The following is a 21,021-nucleotide window of genomic DNA, read 5'->3' on the forward strand; positions in this document are numbered from 1 at the left end:
CAGACTAGGCGCTCGCCTCGAGTGCCCGCCGTGCCGTCCGCCGCCCCAGGCCGTGACGCAGCCCCGGCACCCCTGCTGGGCCGTCTGCCGCCCAGGGCCCGGCACCCCTGCCGGGTCAGGCCGCCAGGAAGTCGTCGATCTGGCCCATGGCGGCCCGCGCACCCTCCTCGACCCCCATGTCGAGCACCTGCTGCAGGGCCTCGGCGGTCGGGTAGGTGGAGACGTAGGTGGCGCGGGTGCCGCCGTCGATCGGCTCGAAGCGGAAGCTGTTGGTCGAGGACGGCATGCTCTCGACGGGGTTCAGGTCCGCGTCGGCGAAGCCGTCCCGCACCTCGAAGCCGTGCGGGGCGTCGACGGAGACCACGTCCCAGTAGCCGCCGTACTTCTCGCCCTCCGGGCCGGTCATGTAGTAAGTGATGCGGCTGCCGGGCGTCAGGTCGTGGTCGACGAACGTCGCGGGGTGGGTCGGCGGTCCCCAGATCTTCTCCAGCTGGCGGGGGTCGGCGTAGAGGCCGAACACGCGCTCGACGGGAGCGGCGAACTCGGCGGTGATGGTGATGGTGCGCTGGTCCAGGTCCTTCTGGACGTCGATGACGGGCATGTCACTTCTCCTGGGTGGTGTGGGTGGTGGTGTCGGGCTGCTCGGACGGTGTGGTGAGTTGGGCTGTCGGTTGGGCGAGGAGGTCGTCGATCCGGGCGACGCGTCCGCGCCACACGGCCTCGATCTCGCCGAGCATCGAGGCGACGGACCGCACGGCCTCGACGTCCCCGCTCGCGAGGGCCTCGCGGCCGACCCGACGCTTGGTGACCAGACCGGCCCGTTCGAGCACCGCGACGTGCTTCTGCACGGCGGCGAAGCTCATCGGGTAGTGCTCGGCGAGCCGGCTCACGGAGTGCTCCCCGGCCAGCACGCGGCGCAGGATGTCGCGCCGGGTCCGGTCGGCCAGGGCGCCGAACAGGGCATCGGCCCGGTCGTCGTCCTGGTGATCACTCATGAGCACAACCTACAACTAGGTGGTTGTAGGTTGTCAACCCCTTCGAGGGCGCGGATGCGGTTGGGCTGCGCAGGCCCCTCTGCGGTATGGTTTCTCGTCGTTGCCCGTCTCGGCGGGCAGCATCCCTGGCAGGTTGCCCGAGCGGCCAAAGGGAGCTGACTGTAAATCAGCCGGCATTGCCTTCGCAGGTTCGAATCCTGCACCTGCCACAGCGTGAGAGAGTCGCTGGAACCGACGGGCCTCGTCGGGCGAGAGCCCGGCGGGGCCCGTTCTTCATGATCGAGCTCCACCCGCTGCGGGCGGCTCAGTGATGGGGAAGCGCAGCGAAGCGCCGACGGTACGAGGTCGGCGTGGTGCCGTAGGCGTCGGTGAAGCGCTGGCGGAACGTGACGACGCTGCCGAAGCCGCACCGCCGCGCGACCGACGCGACCGGCAGGTCGGTCCGCTCCAGGAGTCGGCGCGACTCGTCGAGGCGGCGTCCGGACAGCCACCGCGCGGGGCTCGCGCCGGTGGCCTCGGTGAAGCGACGGGTGAAGTTGCGGGTGCTCATCCGTGCGTGGTCGGCCATCGCCTCGACGGTCATCCGCTGGTCCAGGTGCTCGAGGGTCCACGCGATGGTGTCACCGAGCTGTCCGACGCCGTCGGGCTCGGGCATGGGGCGAGCGATGTACTGCGCCTGCCCGCCCTCGCGGTGGGGTGCGACGACGAGGTGCCGGGCGAGGGTCGTCGCCGCCTCGGAGCCGAGCTCGCGTCGGACGACGTGCAGGCAGGCGTCGATGGCCGAGGCCGTCCCGGCCGAGGTGAGCACGTCGCCGTGGTCGACGTAGATCGCGTCGGCGTCGACGTCGACGTCGGGGTACCGCGCCGCCAGGTCCTCGGCGGCGCCCCAGTGGGTGACCGAGGACCGTCCGTCGAGCACCCCCGCTCCGGCCAGGGGGAACGCACCCAGGCACAGCCCCACCAGGCGAGCACTCCGCCAGGCCGCCTCCCGGATCACCGTGGCCACGGTGTCGTCGGCCGGGCGCAGGTCGGCGTGCCACGAGGGGAAGACGAGCAGGTCGGCGTCCGTCGTCGCGTCGGGACCGGCCAGGTCGCCGAGGGAGACTCCCTCCGCCGTCGTCACGCGGGCCTCGCTGCTCCAGACCGTGGTGCGCCAGGAGGAGTCGAGGCCGAGCCGCGCGACCTCGGCGAAGACGGTCGTCGGCACGGACAGGTGGAACAGGCTGATGCCGTCGAAGGCGTGGACCGCGATCCGCATGATTGTCCTGGAAGCATCGATAGGTGGCGTTCGGGCCACTCACGGTACCTGGCCCCCACCCCGAGGATGGAGGTCCACCCGGACGAACCAAGGAGCACCATCGTGACCGCCACCCGCCGCGCCCTCGTCGTCGTCGACGTCCAGAACGAGTACGTCGACGGTCCGCTCGAGGTCCAGCACCCACCCCGCGAGGAGTCGCTCGCCAACATCACCCGAGCCATCGACGTCGCCGTCGAGCTCGACGTGCCGGTCCTGGTGCTCCAGCACGAGCTGCCGGAGGGTTCGCCCGTCTTCGCGGTCGGCTCGAAGGGCTGGGAGCTGCACCCGGAGGTCGAGCGCCGCCTGAGGCCGGAGTTCGGCCGCGCCTCGAAGGTCCACGGCAGCGCGTTCAGCGCCGACGGTGTCACCGAGTGGCTCGCCGACCGGCAGGTCGACACGATCACGATCGTCGGCTACATGACCAACAACTGCGACCTCGCCACGGCCGCCGACGCAGAGACGCGGGGCATCGCCGCCGAGGTGCTGTCGGACGCGACCGGGGCCATCCACCTCGCGAACGAGGCGGGGAGCGCGTCGGCCGAGCAGGTGCACACGACGCTGATGGTGCTGCTCAACTCCAACTTCGCCGCCGTCGGGACCACGGACGACTGGGTCGAGGCCGCCCGGGCGGGCACCGCGCTGCCGAAGAGCGACCTCGGCACGTCTGCTCTCCAGGGCCGGGAGCGCTTCAGCGGCTGAGCGCCACGCGTCCCGCACGACGAGACGCCCCTCGCCGGCCGGCGAGGGGCGTCTCGTGCGCTGGTGACCCCCAGGGTCGCGCCCCGAGCCGGACCCGTCAGGTGGGTCCGAGCCCCGCGTGTCCACACGGCGGGTCGGGGCGCGACGCCGGGAACCACCGGGTCGCGGGGTGGGATCAGATGATCCCGGCCTGCTTCAGGGCCAGGCTGATCTCGCCCTGCGCCTCGGGCGCGAGGTCGAGCAGCGGCGGGCGGACGGCGGCGTGCTCGAGCTTCCCGCGCTCCACGAGGGCCAGCTTCAGCGCCACGGTGCCCTCCATGTGCGAACCCCGGTGGTAGACGTTCTTGGTCACCGGGAGCAGGGCGTCGTGGAGGGCGCGGGCCGCCGGGTAGTCGTGCGCCTTGCCGGCGGCGATGAGCTCGACCAGCAGCTCGGGGGCGATTCCTCCGTAGCCGACGAGCAGGCCGTCGACGTCGAACATCGTGTGCAGCAGGTACTCGTCGTGGCAGGAGAGGATCTGCAGGTCGGGCAGCTCCTGGCGCAGGACGGGGATCTCGGTGTCCCAGCGGCGCATGTTGCGCACACCGTTCTTCGTCGCGAAGACGCCGGGCTGCGCGCCGATCTCGAGCTGGGTCTGCAGGTCGTAGGAGGCCTTGGTGGCATCGGGGTACTGGAACAGGATGAGCGGCAGGCCCGACTCCTCGTGCACGATGCGGTAGCGCTCCTGCGGGGCGCCCTGCTGGTAGCCGAAGCGGAGCCAGCCGTGCGAGGGGTACAGGAGTCCGGCGCTGGCGCCGGCGTCGACGGCGCGCTTGGCCTCGAGCCCCGCGACCTTGTCGCCCTCGCCGGTGATGCCGGCGATGACCGGCACGTCGCCGGCGTTCGCGACGGCCACCTCGATGACCTTCACCTGCTCCTCCTGCGTGAGGTAGGTGCCCTCGCCCGCGTGGCCGAGGTAGACCAGGCCGGTGATGCCGGGGATGGAGGCGTACCAACGGGTCAGTGACGCCACGGCGTCGTAGTCGACCTCGAGGTCGCGGGTGAACGGGGTGACGGGGGCCGGGGTGAGGCCGCGGAGGTCGAGCGTCATGGTGGGTCCTCTTCGAGCGGGTCGGTCATGGTTACGGAACGTTCGCGGGAACGTTCCCATATCGAGTGTGCGTGACGCCGGTCACCGTGTCAAGGGCCGAGCGCACGTCGATCCAGGATCGATCCGGACGGCCTCTGCGAAGGCCGTCGGCCCCGCTCCTCGAGAAGGAACGGGGCCGACGTCGGCGCGCTGCGCAGCGGGTCAGAGCACGATCGTGAGCAGTCGGTAGCAGAGGGCGAAGATCGCCACGAGCCCCACCACGCCGAGCGCGTTCTGCCACCACCGGTTCACGTAGCGACCCATCAGGTCGCGGCGCGTGGTCATGACGAACAGCAGCAGGCCGAGCAGCGGTGCGACGATCACCGTGAGGGCCTGTGCCGTGATGATCAGCTCCACGGGTGAGCCGTTCGAGGCGAGCGTGACCGCGAGCCCGAAGGCCAGCACCGCGAACATGCCGAGCTTCACGCTCACCCGGTCCATCGTGTTGCCGCGTCCGAGGCCGTCGGAGAGCAGCGTGCCGCCGGCCGTCGCGTTGGCGACCATCGACGAGAACGCAGCGGCGGAGAAGCCGAGCCCGAACAGCGTGGCGCCGAGGTCGCCCGCGACCGGACGGAGGACGTTCGCCAGCTCGGGGAAGGTGGCGGCGCCGGTGCCGGTGTTCTGCAGCGCGGCGGCCGCGGTGACGATGACGAGGGCCGTCATGATGCCGGGCGCCAGGATGCCGGGGATCGTGTCCGCGATCGTCGTCGTGCGGTAGTCCGCGGCCTTCAGACCCCGCTCGCGCGAGGCGTACCCGGTGAAGAACGCGGCGTTGATCGAGAAGTTGGTGCCCACGAGTGCGATGATCAGCAGGCCCGCGTCGGAGGGGATGGTCGGGAAGAGGCCGTCGGCCGCGGCGACCCAGTCGGGCTTGGACAGGAACGCGCCGAGCACGAAGCCGATGCCCATGAGCACGACCAGTCCGAGCATGGCGCGCTCGAAGAGCTTGTAGTAGTTGGGTGCCCAGGCCACGGCCCCGACGACGACGGTGCAGCCGATGGTCCAGAGCGTGGGGGAGCCCCCGAACAGCATGGAGAAGCCCAGGCCCGACCCGACGGCGTTGCCGACGGAGAAGCAGAGGCTGATGAGGAAGACGCCGATGCCGGCGGCCGTCCCGACCGGGCGGCCGAGTCGGTCCTTGATCGTCTGCACGAGGGAGCCGGGGGAGACGATGGCCAGGCGCACGCTCATGTCGGTGAAGACGATCATGAGGAGCGTCGAGACGGCGATGACCCAGATGAGGGCGTACCCGTGGGCGCTGCCGGCCTGCACGGCCGACGCGAGGTTGCCGGGTCCGAACTGCCAGGCCCCGGCGATGAAGCTGGGTCCCATGAGGGCGAGCGTGGCGGCGAGCCCGCGGCGTGAGCGGCGGGATCGGTCCGAGCGGGGTCCCGCCTGCTCGGCGGTGGCGGGGGCGGTGTCAGTCATGGTCGTCCTTCTCTGTCTATCCCACGGGGGCTCGTTCGTGTGGGCAGTCCGGTCGGTCCGGGCGGTGTCCTCGTGGTGGACGGACGTCGTCGGTGTGTGGCTGCGGAGTGTGACAACGTTCACGGGAACGTTCCCATCGTGTGTGACGGGGACCACGCTGTCAACCGTTTCGGGCGAGCGTCTTCGGGAGCGGGCAGGTGGGTGCGAGCACCGTGTGCGCCTATGCTGGCCAGCACCCGGCCCGTCGATCAGAGGAGGACAGCGTGACCGAGACGCCCGTGCGTCCCCCCACGATCCTCGACGTCGCGCGCGAGGCAGGCGTCTCGAAGTCGACCGTGTCGAGGGTGCTCGACGAGCGACTGCCGCCGTCGGGCAGTCCGGCCGCGGAGCGCGTCCGCGAGGCCGCGCGACGGCTCGGCTACCGACGCGACCGCTTCGCCTCCGCGCTGCGACGCCAGCAGACCCGCACTATCGGCGTGCTGGTGCCACGGCTCACCGACACGGTGATGGCCATGACCTTCGAGCAGCTGGCTGCGGCGTGCGCCCGCCGCGGTCAGTTCGCCATCGTCGCCACAACCGACGACGACCCGGCCGCCGAGGCCGAGGCCGTCGAGCAGCTTCTCGACCAGCGGATCGACGGCCTGGTGCTCACGACCGCGCGCCTCGACGACGACGTGACGTCGGGGCTGCGTGGGCACGGGGTGCCGGTGGTGCTGGCTCTGCGCTCCGACGGAACCACCCCGTCGGCCACCGGTGACGACGAGCTCGGTGGCTACCTCGCCACCCGGCACCTGCTCGACCTCGGTCATCGGCGCATCGCCCTGGTGGCCGGGCCCTCGTTCGCCTCGAGCGCGGTCGGTCGTCAGGCGGGCTTCCGGCGCGCGATGGCCGAGGCCGGGGTGACGGACGTCGACGACCTGGTGCACGAGTCGGCGTTCAGCATGGAGTCCGGCGAGCTGGTCGCGCGCGAGGTGCTCGCGGCACGCGACCGGCCGACCGCGGTGTTCGCGGTCAACGACAACACGGCCATCGGCGTGCTCGCGGCGGCCCAGGCACTGGGTCTCTCGGTGCCCGAGGACCTCTCCGTGGTGGGCTACAACGACGTCCCGGTCTCGGCCCGCCTGCCCCGTCCGCTCACGACGGTGCGCGTGCCGTTCGACCAGATCGCCGCCGCCGCGCTCGAGCTGCTCGACGAGGCGCGTGCCGGAGCGTCGCCGCGGCACGTCACCGTCGCCCCCACGCTCATCCCGCGCAGCACGTCGGCGCGTCCGCCCCGCTGAGGTTCACGGCAGGCGGTTCAGGCTGCGGACCTGGCGGTCGAACGCCGCCTGCGGGGCGAGCCGACGCAGGACGGACACCCGCCGCGCGAGGGGGCCCGCGGGGTAGCGGACGCGAGGTCGGCGGTCGGTGGCCGCCTTCGCGACGACGTCGGCGACGACGGCCGGATCGTCGGCACCGCGCATGGCGCCGGCGAGCACGTCGGCCGCAGTGGCCCGCTGCGCGTCGTACCCGGTGAGGGGTCGGTCCGGAGCGAGGGCGCTGCCCTCGAAGGACGTGCTGGTGTAGGCGGGCTCCACCAGCAGCACACGCACCCCGAGGGCGCGGACCTCGTGGTCGAGCGACTCCGAGTAGCCCTCGATCGCGTGCTTGGTGGCGGAGTAGACCGCCATGAAGGGGGCGGGCATCAGGCCCAGCACCGACGAGACGTTGACGACCCGTCCGCTGCCGCGTCCGCGCATGTGCGGAAGCACGGCGTTCGTCATCCGGATGGCACCGAGCACGTTGACGCCGAACACTTTCGCGGCCTGCTCGGCCGAGCTCTCCTCGGCGGCGCCGAGCAGCCCGATGCCGGCGTTGTTGACGAGGACGTCGATCCGTCCGAACCGGTCGAGCACGTCCTGCACGAGTGCGCTCGCCGACGTGTCGCTGGTGACGTCGAGCGGCAGGAGCAGCATGCCGTCGGTGTCGGGTTCGCCGCTGCCGCGGCGGCTGGTGCCGACGACGACGAACCCGCGGGCTGCGAGCGCCCGGGCGGCGGCCTGGCCGATGCCCGACGACGCACCGGTCACGATGGCGACGGGGCGTGCTTCGTTCATGTGGTCCTCCGTGGTGGGGGTGAGGGAGTCACGCGTCGAGGCGTGCCGTGCCGTCGGCGGGCTCGTCCTCGGCGTCGAGGGGGTCGTAGCGGTCGCCGGGCAGGGCCAGGAGTCCTGCGGCGGCGCCAACGAGGCACAGCACGCCGACGACGACGCACGCCAGCTCGAGGCCGTCGAGGAACGACGCGTCGACCACCGCGGACAGGCCGGGGACCTGGGACGCGGCGACGTCGGCGAACCCGACGGAGTCGGCGGCCCGGTCGAGGACCGTCCCCTCGACGCGCCCCTCGAGGGCCGAGCGGAGCGCGTCGGCGTACCGGGAGGCGAACATCGAGCCCACGACGGCGACGCCCAAGGTGCCACCGAGCTCGCGGGTCGCGTCGTTGACGGCCGAGCCGACCCCGGCGCGGGCGGGCGGGAGCACCTGCATGATCGACTCCGTGGCCGGCGTGCTGACCAGTCCGATCCCGATGCCGAGCATGAGCATCTGCGGCACGACGACGGTCGGGTAGTCCACGTCGGCCGGGATCTGGGAGATCCAGAGGAAGGCGCCACCCAGCAGGGCGAGCCCGGGCGCGACGACGAGCTTCGTGCCGATGCGCGGTGCCAGCTGGGCGCCGACGATCGAGGCGACCGCCAGGGAGAGGGCCACGGGCAGGAAGCGCAGGCCGGTCTCGAGCGGCGTGTAGTCACGGATGAACTGGAAGAACTGCGTGATGAGGAAGATGAAGCCGAAGAGCGCGAAGAAGGCGATCGTGACCGCCGCGCAGGCGGCGCTGAACCGGCGGTCGAGGAACAGCGTGACGTCGATCATGGGGTGCTCCACCGCCCGCTCGATCGCGATGAACGCGGCGATCAGCGCCGCGGCGCCGGCGAACCCGGTCAACGTCTCGATGCTGCGCCACCCGTGCTCGGGTCCCTCGATGATCGTGTAGGTCAGCGTGCCCAGGGCGGCGACGGAGACGGCGAAGCCGTACCGGTCGATGCGCGGCACCGACGGGTCGCGTGACTCCGGGACGAACGCGATCGCCATGCCCATGGTGGCGACGGTCAGGGGCACGAGCGCCCAGAAGACGCTGTGCCAGGAGTAGTGCTCGAGCAGGATGCCGCCGACCACGGGCCCGATGGCGACGCCGACGCCGACGGAGGCGCCCCACAGACCGAGCGCGGACGCACGTGCGCGCCGTTCGGTGAAGGTGTTGGCGATGATCGACAGCGTCGTCGGGAAGATCACGGCGGCGAAGACGCCCATGGCGAACCGGAGGGCGATCAGCTGACCGCTGCTGTCGACCAGCGCGGCGGCGCCGCTGCTCAGTCCGAAGCCGGCGAGGCCGAGGACGAGGGCGGGCCGACGACCGAACCGGTCCGACAGGCTGCCCATCGCGAGCACGAGGGAGGCGAAGGCCAGGTTGTAGCCGTCGACGATCCACAGCAGGTCACGCGTGCCGGCGTCGAGCTCGTCCGCGAGCGACGGCAGCGCGATGTTCACGATCATCGTGGAGAGGTTGATCGTCAGCGTCGCGAGGCACACGGTGAGCAGGATCAGGGACTTCCGGGGCATGCGCGCTCCTCGAAGTTGATGGCGTCAACATCGAGCATGAGGGCTAGTGTTGTCGCTGTCAACATCAGAGCCGTCCTTCGCTAGGGTGGTGCCATGGCGTCCCCCGCGTACCACCACGGCAACCTGCGCGAGGCACTCGTCGACGCCGCGGTCGACGCCGCCCGCGAGCGAGGTGCCGACGGCCTGGCGCTGCGCGACCTCGCGCGCCGGGTGGGTGTCTCGCACAACGCCGCCTACCGGCACTTCGCCAATCGCGACGACCTGGTGGCGGAGGTCGCGGGCCGTGTCATGGACCGCCTGGTCGAGACGATGCAGCGGCGCTGGGCCGACGTCGACACCGACGATCCCGTGCTGCGGGCGCGCCGTCGCCTCGCGGCGGTCGGACGGTCGTACGTGGAGTTCGCCGTGGGCGAGCCCGGCCTGTTCTCGCTGGCGTTCTCCAGCGTGGCGGTCTCGACGGACCTGGAGGGAGCCGGTCCCTACCTGCTGCTGGGCCAGGCCCTGGACGAGCTGGTCGAGGTCGGGTTCCTGTCGGCACAGGCTCGCCCGGGTGCGGAGATCACGTGCTGGTCCGCGATGCACGGGTTCTCCGTGCTCGCCGTCGACGGCGCCGTGCGCGATGCGTCCGACGCTGAGCGGGAGGCCGCTCTGGAGACCGTGCTCACCGCGATCGACCGGTCGTACGGAGCGACGACCGGCACCGAGACGCGCGCCGGCGACCTGCTGCCGTAGCCGTCGTACCTCGTGAGGACTCCCGAGGCGCGGGGTCAGGCGGGCCAGTCGACGCTGAGGTACTGCGTCTCGGTGTACTCCTCGAGGCCCTCGCGGGCGCCCTCGCGGCCCAGACCGCTCTGCTTGACGCCGCCGAACGGGGCCGACGGGTCGGAGACGAGGCCGCGGTTCACGCCGACCATGCCGGCGTCGAACGCCTCCCCGAGCCGGATCGCTCGCTGCAGGTCGCGCGAGAAGACGTACGCGGCCAGGCCCATCTCGCTGGCGTTCACGAGCCGGAGCAGCTCCTCGTCGTCGTGCCACGTGACGATCGGGGCCACGGGACCGAACAGCTCGTGGTCGAGGATCGCGGCGTCGGCCGGGACGTCCACGAGGACCGTCGGCGCGAAGAAGTGGCCGGGTGCGTCGGGCAGCTCGGCGCGGTGGCTGACGCGCGCGCCGGCCCGCACCGCCTCGTCCACCACGCGGCCCAGGGTCTCGACCGCCGTGGTGGAGATGAGGGGGCCGACCGTGGCGCCGCCGCGTGCCGGACCGACCGACAGCCGCTCGACCTCGGCGCCGAGGCGCTCGACGAAGGCGTCCACGACGTCGGCGTGCACGTAGAAGCGGTTCGCCGCCGTGCAGGCCTGGCCGCCACCGCGGAACTTCGCGACCATCGCGCCGGCCACGGCCGCGTCGACGTCGGCGTCGTCCGCCACGACGAACGGGGCGTTGCCGCCCAGCTCCATCGACGCGTTCACGACGCGCTCGGCGGCCTGGCCCAACAGGATCGAGCCGACGCGGGTGGACCCGGTGAACGAGATCTTGCGGACCCGCGGGTCGGCGAGCCAGTGGCCCACGACCCCGGCGGCGTCGGTCGTCGGCACCACGTTCACGACACCGTCGGGCACGCCGGCCTCGGTCAGCAGACGGGCGACGGCCAGGGCCGTCAGCGGCGTCTCGGCGGCGGGCTTCAGCACCACCGTGCAGCCGGCTGCGAGGGCCGGCGCGATCTTGCGCGTGGCCATCGCGGCCGGGAAGTTCCACGGCGTCACGAGCGCGGCCACGCCGACGGGTCGGTGCGTCACGATCGTGCGCGTGCCGCCGGCGGGGGAGGAGCCGTAGTCGCCGTGAGGGCGCACCGCCTCCTCGGCGAACCAGCGAAAGAACTCGGCGGCGTAGACGACCTCGCCGCGCGCGTCGGTGACGGACTTGCCGTTCTCGCTGACGATGAGGTCGGCCAGCCGGTCGGTGTCGCGGATCATCAGCTCGAACGCTCGGTGCAGCACCACCGACCGCTGGCGCGGCGACGTGCGACGCCACGCCACGAACGCGTCCGCGGCGGCGTCGACGGCCGCGGTGGCGTCGCCCAGGTCGCCGTCGGACACCTGGGCGACGACCGAGAGGTCGGCCGGGTCCACGACGTCGAAGTCCCCCGAGCCCCCGGCCCGCCAGACGCCACCCACGAGCACGCCACGGGTCGGGTCGAGGGCCTCGACGTGGGCGGACGTGACCTGCACGCTCATCGGGTCTGCCCGGACCGCGGCGCGGCCGCGAAGGCCGCCTCGAGCACGTCCAACCCCTCGTGGAGCAGGTCGTCACCGATGGCCAGCGGCGGGAGGAAGCGCAGCACGTTGCCGTAGGTGCCGCAGGTCAGCACGATGACGCCCTCGGCGTGGGCGGCCGACGCCACGGTCTTCGCGAGGTCGGGGTCGGGGTCGGTCGTGCCCGGCTTCACCAGCTCGACGGCGATCATCGCGCCACGGCCGCGCACGTCACCGAGTCGGTCGTCGCGCGCCTGCAGGGCTCGGAGCCGCTCCGTCATGAGCGTCCCCACCTCGCGGGCCCGCTCGACGAGCCCCTCGGCCTCGATGGTCTCGATCGCGGCCAGCGCGGCGGCGCAGGCGAGCGGGTTGCCGCCGTAGGTGCCGCCGAGCCCAGCGACGTGCGCGGCGTCCATGATCTCGGCGCGGCCCGTCACCGCCGACAGCGGCAGGCCGCCGGCGATGCCCTTGGCCGTCACGATCAGGTCGGGGACCACGCCCTCGTGGTCGCAGGCGAACAGGTCGCCCGTGCGCGCGAAGCCGGTCTGCACCTCGTCGGCCACGAACACCACGTCGTTCGCGCGGCACCACGCGGCCAGCGCGGGGAGGAAGCCCGGCGCCGGCTCGATGAAGCCACCCTCGCCCTGGACGGGCTCGATGACGATCGCGGCCAGGTTGGCGGCCCCCACCTGCTTCTCGACCACGTCGAGCGCGCGGGCGGCCGCGGTCGCCCCGTCGAGGTCGCCGTCGCGGAACGGGTAGGAGAGCGGGGCGCGGTAGACCTCCGAGGCGAACGGTCCGAAGCCGTGCTTGTACGGCATCGACTTCGCGGTCATGGCCATCGTCAGGTTCGTGCGGCCGTGGTACGCGTGGTCGAAGACGACGACGGCCTGCCGCTTCGTGTGGGCGCGGGCGATCTTGACGGCGTTCTCGACCGCCTCGGCGCCGGAGTTGAACAGGGCGGTGTGCTTGTCGTGGTCGCCCGGGGTGAGCCGGTTGAGTGTCTCCGCGACGGCCACGTAGCCCTCGTAGGGCGTGACCATGAAGCACGTGTGCGTGAACGCGGCGACCTGCTCCTGCACGGCCGCCACGACGCGCGGCGCACTGTTGCCGACCGTGGTCACGGCGATGCCGGACCCCAGGTCGATGAGGCTGTTGCCGTCGACGTCCACGACGATGCCGCCCCCGGCCTCGACGGCGAAGACGGGCATGGTCGTGCCCACGCCGGCGGCGACCGCGGCGTGCTTGCGGGCCATCAGCTCGCGCGAGCGCGGTCCGGGCAGCTCGGTGGCCAGGTGGCGCTTCTGGACGACGGGCGGTCGCACGGACATGGGTTCCTCCTGGGACGCGGTGACCACGCCAGTCTCCCGCCGGTCACGTCATGCCGTCCAATGCCGATGTCGGATCAAGTCGATGCCTGACAGGCATATGGTGGGCGGATGGAGCTGCGGACCCTCACCTACTTCGTCGCTGTGGTCGACGCCGGGACCGTGAGCGCGGCGGCGGAACGCGTGCGGGTGACCCAGCCGTCGCTCTCGCGCCAGGTCCGCCAGCTCGAGCGCGACCTGGGTGTCGACCTGTTCGAGCGGCACGGCGGGCGGCTGGTGCTGTCCTCCGCGGGTCGCAGCCTGCTGCCACTGGCCCGCGACGTCCTGGCCTCGGCCGACGCCCTGCGCACCGCTGCCCGGGTGCGGGCCGAGGGCGGTCTGGACCGCGTGACCATCGCCGCTCCCGCCACCACGCTCACCGACGTCGTGTCGCCCTTCCTCGCCAGCCTGGCCCCCGACGACCCGACCCCGTCGGTGGTCGAGACCGATCCGCTCGACGTGGACGAGGCGCTGCGTCGGGGTGCCGACCTCGTGGTGACCACCCGCCGCCCGCGCCGACCGCTGCGCTCGGCCGCGCTTCCGGAGCTGCCGGTGTGGGCGTTCGTGCCGGCCGACCACCCGTGGGGCGACCGCGAAAGGGTCGGGCTCGCCGAGCTGCTCGAGCAGGTCGTGGTCACCGTGCCCCGGACGTTCGCCGCCCGGCAGGTGCTCGACGCGGTGGTCGAGCGCGAGCGGCGCTGGCCGGCGTCGCTCGTGGAGGCGAGCAGCGGCACCGTGGCGCAGGCGCTCGCCGCCGCTGGTCGCGGCGTGGCGGTGGTCTCCGACGACAGCCGGTACGGCCTGCACGGGGTGCGTGTCCGGGCCGGGGGAGCCGACCTCACGGTCCGGCTGTTCGTGGCCTGGTCCTCGACCCATCCCGCGCAGGAGACGCTCGCGGCCCTGGCCGACCGGTTGCGGACCTTCGTCGTGGACGCCTACCCGGGCGCGGGTCCCGCCTGATCCCAGTGCCCGGTGCCCTGCTGGGTCAGACCAGCACCGTGAAGGGCAGTCCCGGGCACGGTACCTGGGCCGTGAAGTCGCCGCGGTCGACCGGCTCGCCGGCGAACAGGTGCACGTGCGAGGACAGGACCACGCGGTCGTGGTCGTTCACGAGCGTCGCGTCGGCGGCGCGGAAGACCTCGAGCAGCGTCCGCTCGACGGTCTCGGCCAGCACGTCCGCCCCCATGACCCCGAGCATGCGTCCGTCCCGCTCCACCGGGACCGTCGAGGTGAGCATGAACTCGTCGGTGCACACGTAGTCGATGTAGGGACCGGTCACGTGCGACGCGTGGGTGCGCTGCGGGGTGCGGAACCACTCCTGGCGGCTGTAGTCCGTCGACTGCACGAGGGCGATGGAGTCGGGGATGAGCCCCTGGTCGTCGCCCTGCCACCACGCGAGCAGGTAGGTCTCGTCGGTGAGGATCCCCGGTGACACGACGAAGCCCGCGCCCACGGTGTGCGGGTCGGCGAGCACCTCGAGGGCGTGGGGGCGCGACGCGGTGAGCACCCGCGCGGCGTCGACGGGGCCGTCGAAGAGGGGGGCCAGGGCCTCGCCGCTCTCGCGCAGCGTCACCAGCAGCGGGTGGAACAGGTCCTCGACGGCCTGCACGCAGGCCGCGACCTGAGGGGGCACCTCGGTGCCGGGACCCGGGGCGGGGGCGTTCGGGGGTTGGGACATCGGACTCACCTGATCCTCGCGTGGAGCTCGGCGAGCTCGCCGAGCAGGCGTCGCACCCGGGCGCGCACCACGCGTCGGGCCTCGTTCCCGTCGTGGCTCGCGATGGCGGCGAGCAGGGCACCGTGGTGGTCGCGCAGGGCGGACTGCTGGTCCGCGTGCCCGAATCCGAGCCGCAGGAGCCCACCGAACTCCATCTCCAGGCGCATCACGTCGCGGGCCAGGTGGGCCGAGTGCGAGAGCGCCGCCACGGCGAGGTTGAGCTCGGTGTCGACGTGGCGCCACGTGGCCGCGTCGTCGGTGTCGTCGGGGGGCAGGATCGCCCGCAGGTCCTCGACCTCCTCGACGTTGGCCCGCTCGGCGGCCAGCTCGGCGCACCCGCTCAGCACGGTCGCGTAGTGGATGCCGTGGTCGGCGATGTCGACGCGGGTCATGGCAGCCACGCGACGCTCGAGGACGTCGTCGGTCGCGCCGACGGGGCGGGTGACGAACGAGCCGCCGCCGCGCCCGCGCGTGGTGGTGACGAGCCCCTGCGCGCGCAGCGACACGAGCGCCTCGCGCGCCGTGACCGTGGCGACGCCGAGCATGCTCGCCAGCTCGGACTCGCTGGGCAGTCGCTCCCCGTCCTCGAGGATCCCCGAGCGGATCGCCTGCGCCAGACGCTGCTCCACGCGGACCGCGCGGCCGAGCTCGCCGATCGGCGCGAACACGGCGGTCCGCGCCCGGGTCGAGCGTCGACGGACGGCGGCCATGGATCTCCTCGTGTCCTCGGACCGGCCGGGCTGCCGGTGCGCACATGTTTACCGGATCGTGACACGAAGGTGTGGACATTTAACATCCAAGACCATATGTTTTGCGGCGGAAGGTGATCCGCACCACTCCTCCCGACCGTCAGGACGGACGGGGAGAATCCGTCGAAGGAGCCCGATGACCGGCACCGGCGCCACCCCCGCGATCCGACTGAGCGGCCTGCAGAAGCACTTCGGCGAGGTCCGGGCCGTCGACGGCGTGGACCTGGAGATCGCCGACGGCGAGTTCTTCTCGATGCTGGGTCCGTCGGGGTCCGGCAAGACCACGGTGCTGCGTCTCGTGGCCGGCTTCGAGCAGCCGACCGCGGGCTCGATCGAGCTCGGGGGCCGCGACGTCACCGGCTCGGCACCCTTCGAGCGCGACGTCAACACCGTGTTCCAGGACTATGCGCTGTTCCCGCACATGAGCGTGCTCGAGAACGTGGCCTACGGACTGCGGGTGCGCGGTGTCGACCGCCGCGAGCGCCGGTCCCGTGCGCTCGAGGCCCTCGAGACGGTGCGCCTGCAGCACGTGGCCGACCGTCGCCCCACGCAGCTCTCGGGCGGCCAGCGCCAACGTGTGGCCCTGGCCCGGGCCGTCGTGGTCCGCCCGAAGGTGCTCCTGCTCGACGAGCCCCTCGGCGCCCTCGACCTCAAGCTGCGCGAGCAGATGCAGGTGGAGCTCAAGCAGCTGCAGCGCGAGCTCGGCATCACCTTCGTCTTCGTCACCCACGACCAGGAGGAGGCGCTCACGCTCAGCGACCGCGTCGCCGTCTTCAACGAGGGGCGGATCGTGCAGCTGGGCAGCCCCCGGGACGTCTACGAGACCCCGGTCGACGAGTACGTCGCGTCGTTCGTCGGCACGTCGAACCTCTTCGACCCCGACGCCTCGCGCACCGTCCTCGGACGGGAGGGTCGCTACGCGCTGCGGCCGGAGAAGATCCACCTCGCGGCCTCCGGCATCGCCAGCGACCCGGTCGACGGTCGCGACAGCGTCCGCGGCGTCGTCGCCGAGACCATCTACCTCGGCATCGGTCGGCGCGTCGTCGTCGACACCGAGCAGGGCGCCCGCCTGGTCGTCCTCGAGCCCTCCACCGCCCTGGCGGCGGTCGAGCGGGGCGACGCCGTCGTCGCCTCGTGGCGCCACGACGACCTCGTGACGCTCACCTGATCCCCCCACCACACCCACAGAAGAGAACGGAATCCGAGATGATCCCCACGACCAGGAGAGGCCGCGTCGGCGCCATCGCCGCCGCCGTCACCTGCAGCCTCGCTCTCGCCGCCTGTGGCGGGGGCTCCGACGACGACGCCGCCACGGGTGCACCCACGAAGCTCGGCAAGACCGAGGGCCAGGTCTCGATCCTGGCGTGGCCCGGCTACGTCGAGGACGGCAGCAACGACCCCGACGCCGACTGGGTCACCTCCTTCGAGGAGGAGACCGGCTGCAAGGTCACGAGCAAGGTCTACGGCACGTCCGACGAGGCGTTCAACCTCGCCAAGTCCGGCGACTACGACGTCGTCGCCGCGTCCGGCGACCTCACGCTGCGCATGATCGCCGCCAAGGCGGCCGCCGAGGTCAACACCGACCTGGTGCCGAACTACGAGAAGGTCTTCGACTTCCTGAAGGACCAGGAGTGGAACACCGTCGACGGCAAGAACTACGGCGTCCCGCACGGCTACGGCGCCAACCTGCTCATGTACAACGCCGACGTCGTGAAGGACGAGCCGACGTCGTGGGACGTCGTGTTCGACAAGTCCTCGCAGTACAAGGGCAAGGTCACGGCCTACGACTCGCCGATCTACATCGCCGACGCCGCCATGTACCTCATGTCGACGCAGCCGGAGCTGAAGATCGAGAACCCCTACGCCCTCGACGAGAAGCAGCTGGCCGCCGCGGTCGACCTGCTCAAGGGCCAGCGCACCAACGTCGGCGAGTACTGGTCGGACTACCTCAAGGAGGCCTCGGCCTTCAAGACCGGCGACTCCGTGGTGGGCACCACCTGGCAGGTCATCGCGAACACGATCGACCAGGACAACGTCAAGGTCACGGTGCCGAAGGAGGGCGTCACGGGCTGGAACGACACCTGGATGATCGCCGCCAAGGCCAAGAACCCCAACTGCGCCTACAAGTGGCTCGACCACATCGAGGACCCGAAGACCAACGCGCAGGCCACCGAGTACTTCGGCGAGTCGCCGAACAGCGAGGAGGCGTGCGACTTCGCGAGCGAGGGCTTCTGCGAGACGTACCACGCCGGCGACAAGGCCTACTCGGACAAGATCTGGTACTGGCGCACGCCGATCGCCGAGTGCCTCGACGGCCGCACGGACGTCGAGTGCACCGACTACTCGGACTGGACCAAGGCCTGGACCGAGATCAAGGGCTGACGTGACCCAGTCGACCACGTCCGAGGTGGCCGTCCCGTCCCTGTCCGGGACCGGGGCGGCCACCCGCCGGGCCTCCTCCTTCCTCGCCACGCGGCCGCGGCTGAGGCTCGGGCTGTTCCTGACCGCGCCGCTGACGTGGCTCGTGCTCGTCTACGTGGTGGCGCTCTCGGCGCTGCTCGTGACGGCGCTGTGGTCGGTCGACAGCTTCACCGGTGAGATCGACCGCGGCCTCACCCTCGACAACCTGCGCGAGGTCGTCACCAACTCGCTCTACCGCACGGTCACGCTGCGCACGCTCGGTGTCGCGGCGCTGGTGACGGTCGTCGACGTCGCGATCGCGCTGCCGATCGCCTTCTACATGGCCAAGGTCGCGTCGCCGCGTGCCCGGCGTCTGCTGGTGGTCGCGGTCCTCACGCCGCTGTGGGCGAGCTACCTCGTCAAGGCGTTCGCCTGGCGGTCGCTGCTCAGCGAGGGCGGGCTCGTCGACTGGGTGCTGAACCCGTTCGGCGGCCAGACGCCCGGCTACGGGCTGACCGCCGTCGTGCTCACGCAGGCCTACATCTGGCTGCCGTACGTGATCCTGCCGATCTTCGCCGGCATGGAGCGCGTCCCCGACTCGATGCTCGAGGCTGCGGGCGACCTCGGCGCGTCGGCGGGCACCACCGTCCGGACCGTCGTGATGCCGCTGCTGCTGCCCTCGGTCGCCGCGGGCTCGATCTTCAGCTTCTCCCTCACGCTGGGCGACTACATCAGCGTCAACATCGTGGGCGGTGCCAACCAGATGCTCGGCAACCTCGTCTACACGAACGTCGGCGCGGCCAACAACCTGCCGCTCGCCGCCGCGATCGCCCTCATCCCCATCGTCGTCATGCTCGGGTACCTCGCGGCGGTCCGCCGCACGGGCGCCCTGGACACCCTCTAGGAGCGCGTCGTGACCCTCAGTCCTCTCGCGCGACGTCTGCTGCTCGGCGTCACCGGCCTCGTGCTGGTGCTCATGTACGCGCCGCTGCTGGTCGTGGTGGCCAACTCCTTCAACCCCGACCCGTCGATGACGTGGCCGCCCGAGGGGTTCACCACCCAGTGGTGGGTGCGCGCGTTCCACAGCGCGGGCGCCCGCGACGCGGTGCTCACGAGCGTGCAGGTGGCGCTCGCCTCGACCGCCGTGGCGCTGCTGCTCGGCACGCTCATGGCCTTCGCGCTGCAGCGGTTCGCGTTCTTCGGGCGCAACACGGTGAACCTGCTCGTGATCCTGCCGATCGCCCTGCCCGGCATCGTCACCGGCGTGGCGCTGAACAACGCCTTCCGCGGGATCCTGGCCATCGAGCTGGGCGTGGCCACGCTGATCGTCGCGCACGCCACCTTCTGCATCGTCACGGTGTTCAACAACGTCATCGCCCGGCTGCGCCGCATGGGCGGCAACCTGGAGGAGGCCTCCGCCGACCTGGGCGCGGGCCTCTGGACGACGTTCCGACTCGTCACGTTCCCGCAGCTGCGCTCGGCGCTGCTCGCCGGTGGCCTGCTCGCCTTCGCGCTGAGCTTCGACGAGATCATCGTGACCACCTTCACGGCCGGGCCCGGCACCACGACCCTGCCGATCTGGATCCTCAACAACCTGTTCCGTCCCAACCAGGCGCCCGTGGTCGCGGTCGTGGCCGTGGTGCTGATCGTCGTCTCCGTGGTGCCGATCTGGATCGCGCAGCGCATCGCCGGCGAGGCGGAGACGGTTCGATGAGCGGCGCACCCGTGCCGCCGCTCGTCCCCGGGCCGAGGACCCGCGCACCGCGTAACGTCGGACTCCCGACCTCACGACCAGCCACCACCGTCCGCCCCTGATCGAAGGAGCCCCCGATGAGCCTCTACGCCGTCACGAACCCCGCTACCGGCGAGGTCGTCCAGGAGTACCCCACCGCCAGCGACGCCGACGTCGAGAACGCGGTCACGGCCGCGCACGAGGCGTTCCGCACGTGGTCGCGGTCCTCCACCGTGGCCGAGCGGGCCGAGCTGGTGCGCCGCGTCGGAGCGCTGCACCACGAGCGTCGCGACGAGCTGGCCGCCATCATCCAGCGCGAGATGGGCAAGCCGCTCGAGGAGTGCCTGGGCGAGGTCGACTTCTGCACCGCCATCTACGACTTCTACGCCGACAACGCCGAGGCGTTCATGGCCGACGAGCCGCTCGAGCTGCTCGAGGGCGAGGGATCGGCCGTCGTGAAGCGCACGGCCGTGGGCGTGCTGCTCGGCATCATGCCGTGGAACTTCCCGTACTACCAGATCGCCCGCTTCGCGGGTCCGAACCTCGCGACCGGCAACACCATCGTCCTCAAGCACGCACCGCAGTGCCCCGAGTCCGCCGCGGCGCTCGAGCGGATCTTCCTCGACGCCGGCTTCCCCGAGGGTGCCTACGTCAACGTCTACGCCACGAACGAGCAGGTCGCCGACGTCATCGCCGACCCGCGGGTCCAGGGCGTCTCGCTCACCGGGTCCGAGCGCGCCGGTGCGGCCGTGGCCGAGATCGCCGGTCGCCACCTCAAGAAGGTCGTCCTCGAGCTCGGCGGGTCCGACCCGTTCGTGGTGCTGGGCAGCTCCGACCTCGACGACACGGTCGACAAGGCCGTGGCGGCGCGGCTCGACAACACCGGCCAGGCCTGCAACGCGGGCAAGCGGTTCATCGTCGTCGAGGACCTCTACGACTCGTTCGTCGAGAAGTTCACCGCCAAGATGCTCGCGGCCGCCGAGGGCATCGCGCCGCTGTCGTCCGTCGCCGCGGCCGAGCGGCTGGCCGACCAGGTGGAGCGTGCCGTCGAGCAGGGCGCGCACCTGGAGAGCGCGGGGGAGCGCGACGGCGCCCACTTCCCGCCCAGCGTGCTCACGGGCGTGAAGCCCGGTGACGACGCCTTCCACGAGGAGCTGTTCGGCCCGGTGGGCATCGTGTTCAAGGTCGGGTCGGAGGAGGAGGCCGTGGAGCTCGCGAACGACACCCCGTTCGGTCTCGGCTCCTACGTGTTCACCGACGACGCCGACCAGGCCCAGCGGGTGGCCGACCGCATCGAGGCCGGCATGGTCTTCGTCAACGGCGTCGGCGCCGAGGGTGCCGAGCTGCCCTTCGGCGGCGTCAAGCGGTCCGGGTTCGGCCGCGAGCTCGGACGCTTCGGCATGGACGAGTTCGTCAACAAGAAGCTCATCCGCACGGTCGGCTGAGCGCCGCACCTCGAGGAGGTGCCCGGTCCCGCGTCATGACCGGGGTCCTGCTCCGTCCCAGTAGGTGCCGGTCCCGCTCGGCAACAGGGCGGGCGGGGCCGGCACCCCGGGCCACGGCAGCGTCGCCGCGATGGGCGTGATCGGCCCGGAC

At 71.8% G+C, this 21,021-nt stretch carries 20 protein-coding genes and 1 tRNA gene; 10 read left to right on the forward strand and 11 right to left on the reverse strand.

What is annotated here, in order from left to right; all coding sequences use genetic code 11:
- Positions 1-115 precede the first annotated feature (115 nt).
- Both ASF35_RS05750 and ASF35_RS05755 read right to left on the reverse strand, forming a co-directional pair.
- A complete protein-coding gene (locus ASF35_RS05750) occupies positions 116-601 on the reverse strand; it encodes an SRPBCC domain-containing protein (protein ID WP_055964087.1) in 486 nt (161 codons plus the stop codon).
- A 1-nt stretch (position 602) separates the two neighbouring features.
- On the reverse strand, positions 603-995 hold the full coding sequence (locus tag ASF35_RS05755; RefSeq protein ID WP_055964090.1) for a helix-turn-helix transcriptional regulator: 393 nt from the start codon (positions 993-995) through the stop codon (positions 603-605).
- A gap of 127 nt (positions 996-1,122) precedes the next feature.
- On the opposite strand from ASF35_RS05755, the gene ASF35_RS05760 reads away from it, so the two are divergent.
- A tRNA-Tyr gene (locus tag ASF35_RS05760) sits at positions 1,123-1,204 on the forward strand.
- Positions 1,205-1,299: 95 nt separating this feature from the next.
- On the opposite strand, the gene ASF35_RS05765 is transcribed toward ASF35_RS05760, so the two are convergent.
- The gene (locus tag ASF35_RS05765; protein ID WP_055964092.1) at positions 1,300-2,253 is read right to left on the reverse strand and encodes a GlxA family transcriptional regulator; all 954 of its coding nucleotides are present in this window, start codon (positions 2,251-2,253) and stop codon (positions 1,300-1,302) included.
- A gap of 102 nt (positions 2,254-2,355) precedes the next feature.
- On the opposite strand from ASF35_RS05765, the gene ASF35_RS05770 reads away from it, so the two are divergent.
- Positions 2,356-2,991, forward strand: a complete 636-nt coding sequence (locus ASF35_RS05770) for an isochorismatase family protein (protein WP_055964095.1) — start codon at positions 2,356-2,358, stop codon at positions 2,989-2,991.
- 175 nt (positions 2,992-3,166) lie between these two features.
- Here ASF35_RS05770 and ASF35_RS05775 read toward each other — a convergent pair whose 3' ends face one another.
- Together ASF35_RS05775 and ASF35_RS05780 are read right to left on the reverse strand one after the other, a co-directional pair.
- Positions 3,167-4,081 carry a dihydrodipicolinate synthase family protein gene (locus ASF35_RS05775; RefSeq protein WP_055964098.1) on the reverse strand — a complete coding sequence of 305 codons (915 nt, stop codon included), beginning with the start codon at positions 4,079-4,081 and terminating at the stop codon, positions 3,167-3,169.
- A 201-nt stretch (positions 4,082-4,282) separates the two neighbouring features.
- Positions 4,283-5,548: an Nramp family divalent metal transporter gene (locus ASF35_RS05780; protein ID WP_055964101.1), complete on the reverse strand. Its 1,266-nt coding sequence runs from the start codon at positions 5,546-5,548 to the stop codon at positions 4,283-4,285.
- A gap of 263 nt (positions 5,549-5,811) precedes the next feature.
- Between ASF35_RS05780 and ASF35_RS05785 the strand changes: the two genes are divergently transcribed.
- A complete protein-coding gene (locus ASF35_RS05785; protein ID WP_055964104.1) occupies positions 5,812-6,828 on the forward strand; it encodes a LacI family DNA-binding transcriptional regulator in 1,017 nt (338 codons plus the stop codon).
- A gap of 3 nt (positions 6,829-6,831) precedes the next feature.
- On the opposite strand, the gene ASF35_RS05790 is transcribed toward ASF35_RS05785, so the two are convergent.
- Positions 6,832-7,644 (reverse strand): oxidoreductase, encoded by an 813-nt coding sequence (locus ASF35_RS05790; RefSeq protein ID WP_055964108.1) that lies wholly within the window; start codon positions 7,642-7,644, stop codon positions 6,832-6,834.
- A gap of 28 nt (positions 7,645-7,672) precedes the next feature.
- On the reverse strand, positions 7,673-9,205 hold the full coding sequence (locus tag ASF35_RS05795) for an MFS transporter (protein ID WP_055964111.1): 1,533 nt from the start codon (positions 9,203-9,205) through the stop codon (positions 7,673-7,675).
- Positions 9,206-9,298: 93 nt separating this feature from the next.
- Between ASF35_RS05795 and ASF35_RS05800 the strand changes: the two genes are divergently transcribed.
- Positions 9,299-9,937 (forward strand): TetR/AcrR family transcriptional regulator, encoded by a 639-nt coding sequence (locus ASF35_RS05800; protein ID WP_055964115.1) that lies wholly within the window; start codon positions 9,299-9,301, stop codon positions 9,935-9,937.
- A 35-nt stretch (positions 9,938-9,972) separates the two neighbouring features.
- Here ASF35_RS05800 and ASF35_RS05805 read toward each other — a convergent pair whose 3' ends face one another.
- Positions 9,973-11,442 carry an NAD-dependent succinate-semialdehyde dehydrogenase gene (locus ASF35_RS05805; RefSeq protein WP_055964118.1) on the reverse strand — a complete coding sequence of 490 codons (1,470 nt, stop codon included), beginning with the start codon at positions 11,440-11,442 and terminating at the stop codon, positions 9,973-9,975.
- Positions 11,439-12,791, reverse strand: a complete 1,353-nt coding sequence (gene gabT, locus ASF35_RS05810) for a 4-aminobutyrate--2-oxoglutarate transaminase (protein WP_055964120.1) — start codon at positions 12,789-12,791, stop codon at positions 11,439-11,441. Before gabT ends, ASF35_RS05805 begins: the two co-directional genes overlap by 4 nt.
- 108 nt (positions 12,792-12,899) lie before the next feature.
- Here gabT and ASF35_RS05815 point away from each other — a divergent pair, with 108 nt between their 5' ends.
- Positions 12,900-13,787: a LysR family transcriptional regulator gene (locus ASF35_RS05815; RefSeq protein WP_055964123.1), complete on the forward strand. Its 888-nt coding sequence runs from the start codon at positions 12,900-12,902 to the stop codon at positions 13,785-13,787.
- Between the two features lie 25 nt (positions 13,788-13,812).
- Here the strand turns inward: ASF35_RS05815 and ASF35_RS05820 are convergent, their stop codons facing one another.
- Entirely contained in the window at positions 13,813-14,505 is a 693-nt protein-coding gene (locus ASF35_RS05820) for a cache domain-containing protein (protein ID WP_055964126.1), read from the reverse strand.
- A gap of 5 nt (positions 14,506-14,510) precedes the next feature.
- Complete coding sequence (locus ASF35_RS05825; protein WP_055964130.1) at positions 14,511-15,254, reverse strand: FadR/GntR family transcriptional regulator; 744 nt, start codon at positions 15,252-15,254, stop codon at positions 14,511-14,513.
- Positions 15,255-15,429: 175 nt separating this feature from the next.
- On the opposite strand from ASF35_RS05825, the gene ASF35_RS05830 reads away from it, so the two are divergent.
- The 5 genes from ASF35_RS05830 (at position 15,430) to ASF35_RS05850 (ending at position 20,870) form a co-directional block, all read left to right on the forward strand.
- The gene (locus ASF35_RS05830) at positions 15,430-16,461 is read left to right on the forward strand and encodes an ABC transporter ATP-binding protein (RefSeq protein WP_055964133.1); all 1,032 of its coding nucleotides are present in this window, start codon (positions 15,430-15,432) and stop codon (positions 16,459-16,461) included.
- A 38-nt stretch (positions 16,462-16,499) separates the two neighbouring features.
- Positions 16,500-17,675, forward strand: a complete 1,176-nt coding sequence (locus ASF35_RS05835; RefSeq protein ID WP_055964136.1) for an extracellular solute-binding protein — start codon at positions 16,500-16,502, stop codon at positions 17,673-17,675.
- A 1-nt stretch (position 17,676) separates the two neighbouring features.
- Positions 17,677-18,597, forward strand: a complete 921-nt coding sequence (locus ASF35_RS05840) for an ABC transporter permease (RefSeq protein ID WP_235493043.1) — start codon at positions 17,677-17,679, stop codon at positions 18,595-18,597.
- 9 nt (positions 18,598-18,606) lie between these two features.
- The gene (locus ASF35_RS05845) at positions 18,607-19,407 is read left to right on the forward strand and encodes an ABC transporter permease (protein WP_055964139.1); all 801 of its coding nucleotides are present in this window, start codon (positions 18,607-18,609) and stop codon (positions 19,405-19,407) included.
- A gap of 116 nt (positions 19,408-19,523) precedes the next feature.
- The gene (locus ASF35_RS05850; RefSeq protein WP_055964142.1) at positions 19,524-20,870 is read left to right on the forward strand and encodes an NAD-dependent succinate-semialdehyde dehydrogenase; all 1,347 of its coding nucleotides are present in this window, start codon (positions 19,524-19,526) and stop codon (positions 20,868-20,870) included.
- Positions 20,871-21,021 lie beyond the last annotated feature (151 nt).

The sequence above is a fragment of the Aeromicrobium sp. Leaf291 genome (assembly GCF_001423365.1).
Lineage (GTDB): Bacteria > Actinomycetota > Actinomycetes > Propionibacteriales > Nocardioidaceae > Aeromicrobium.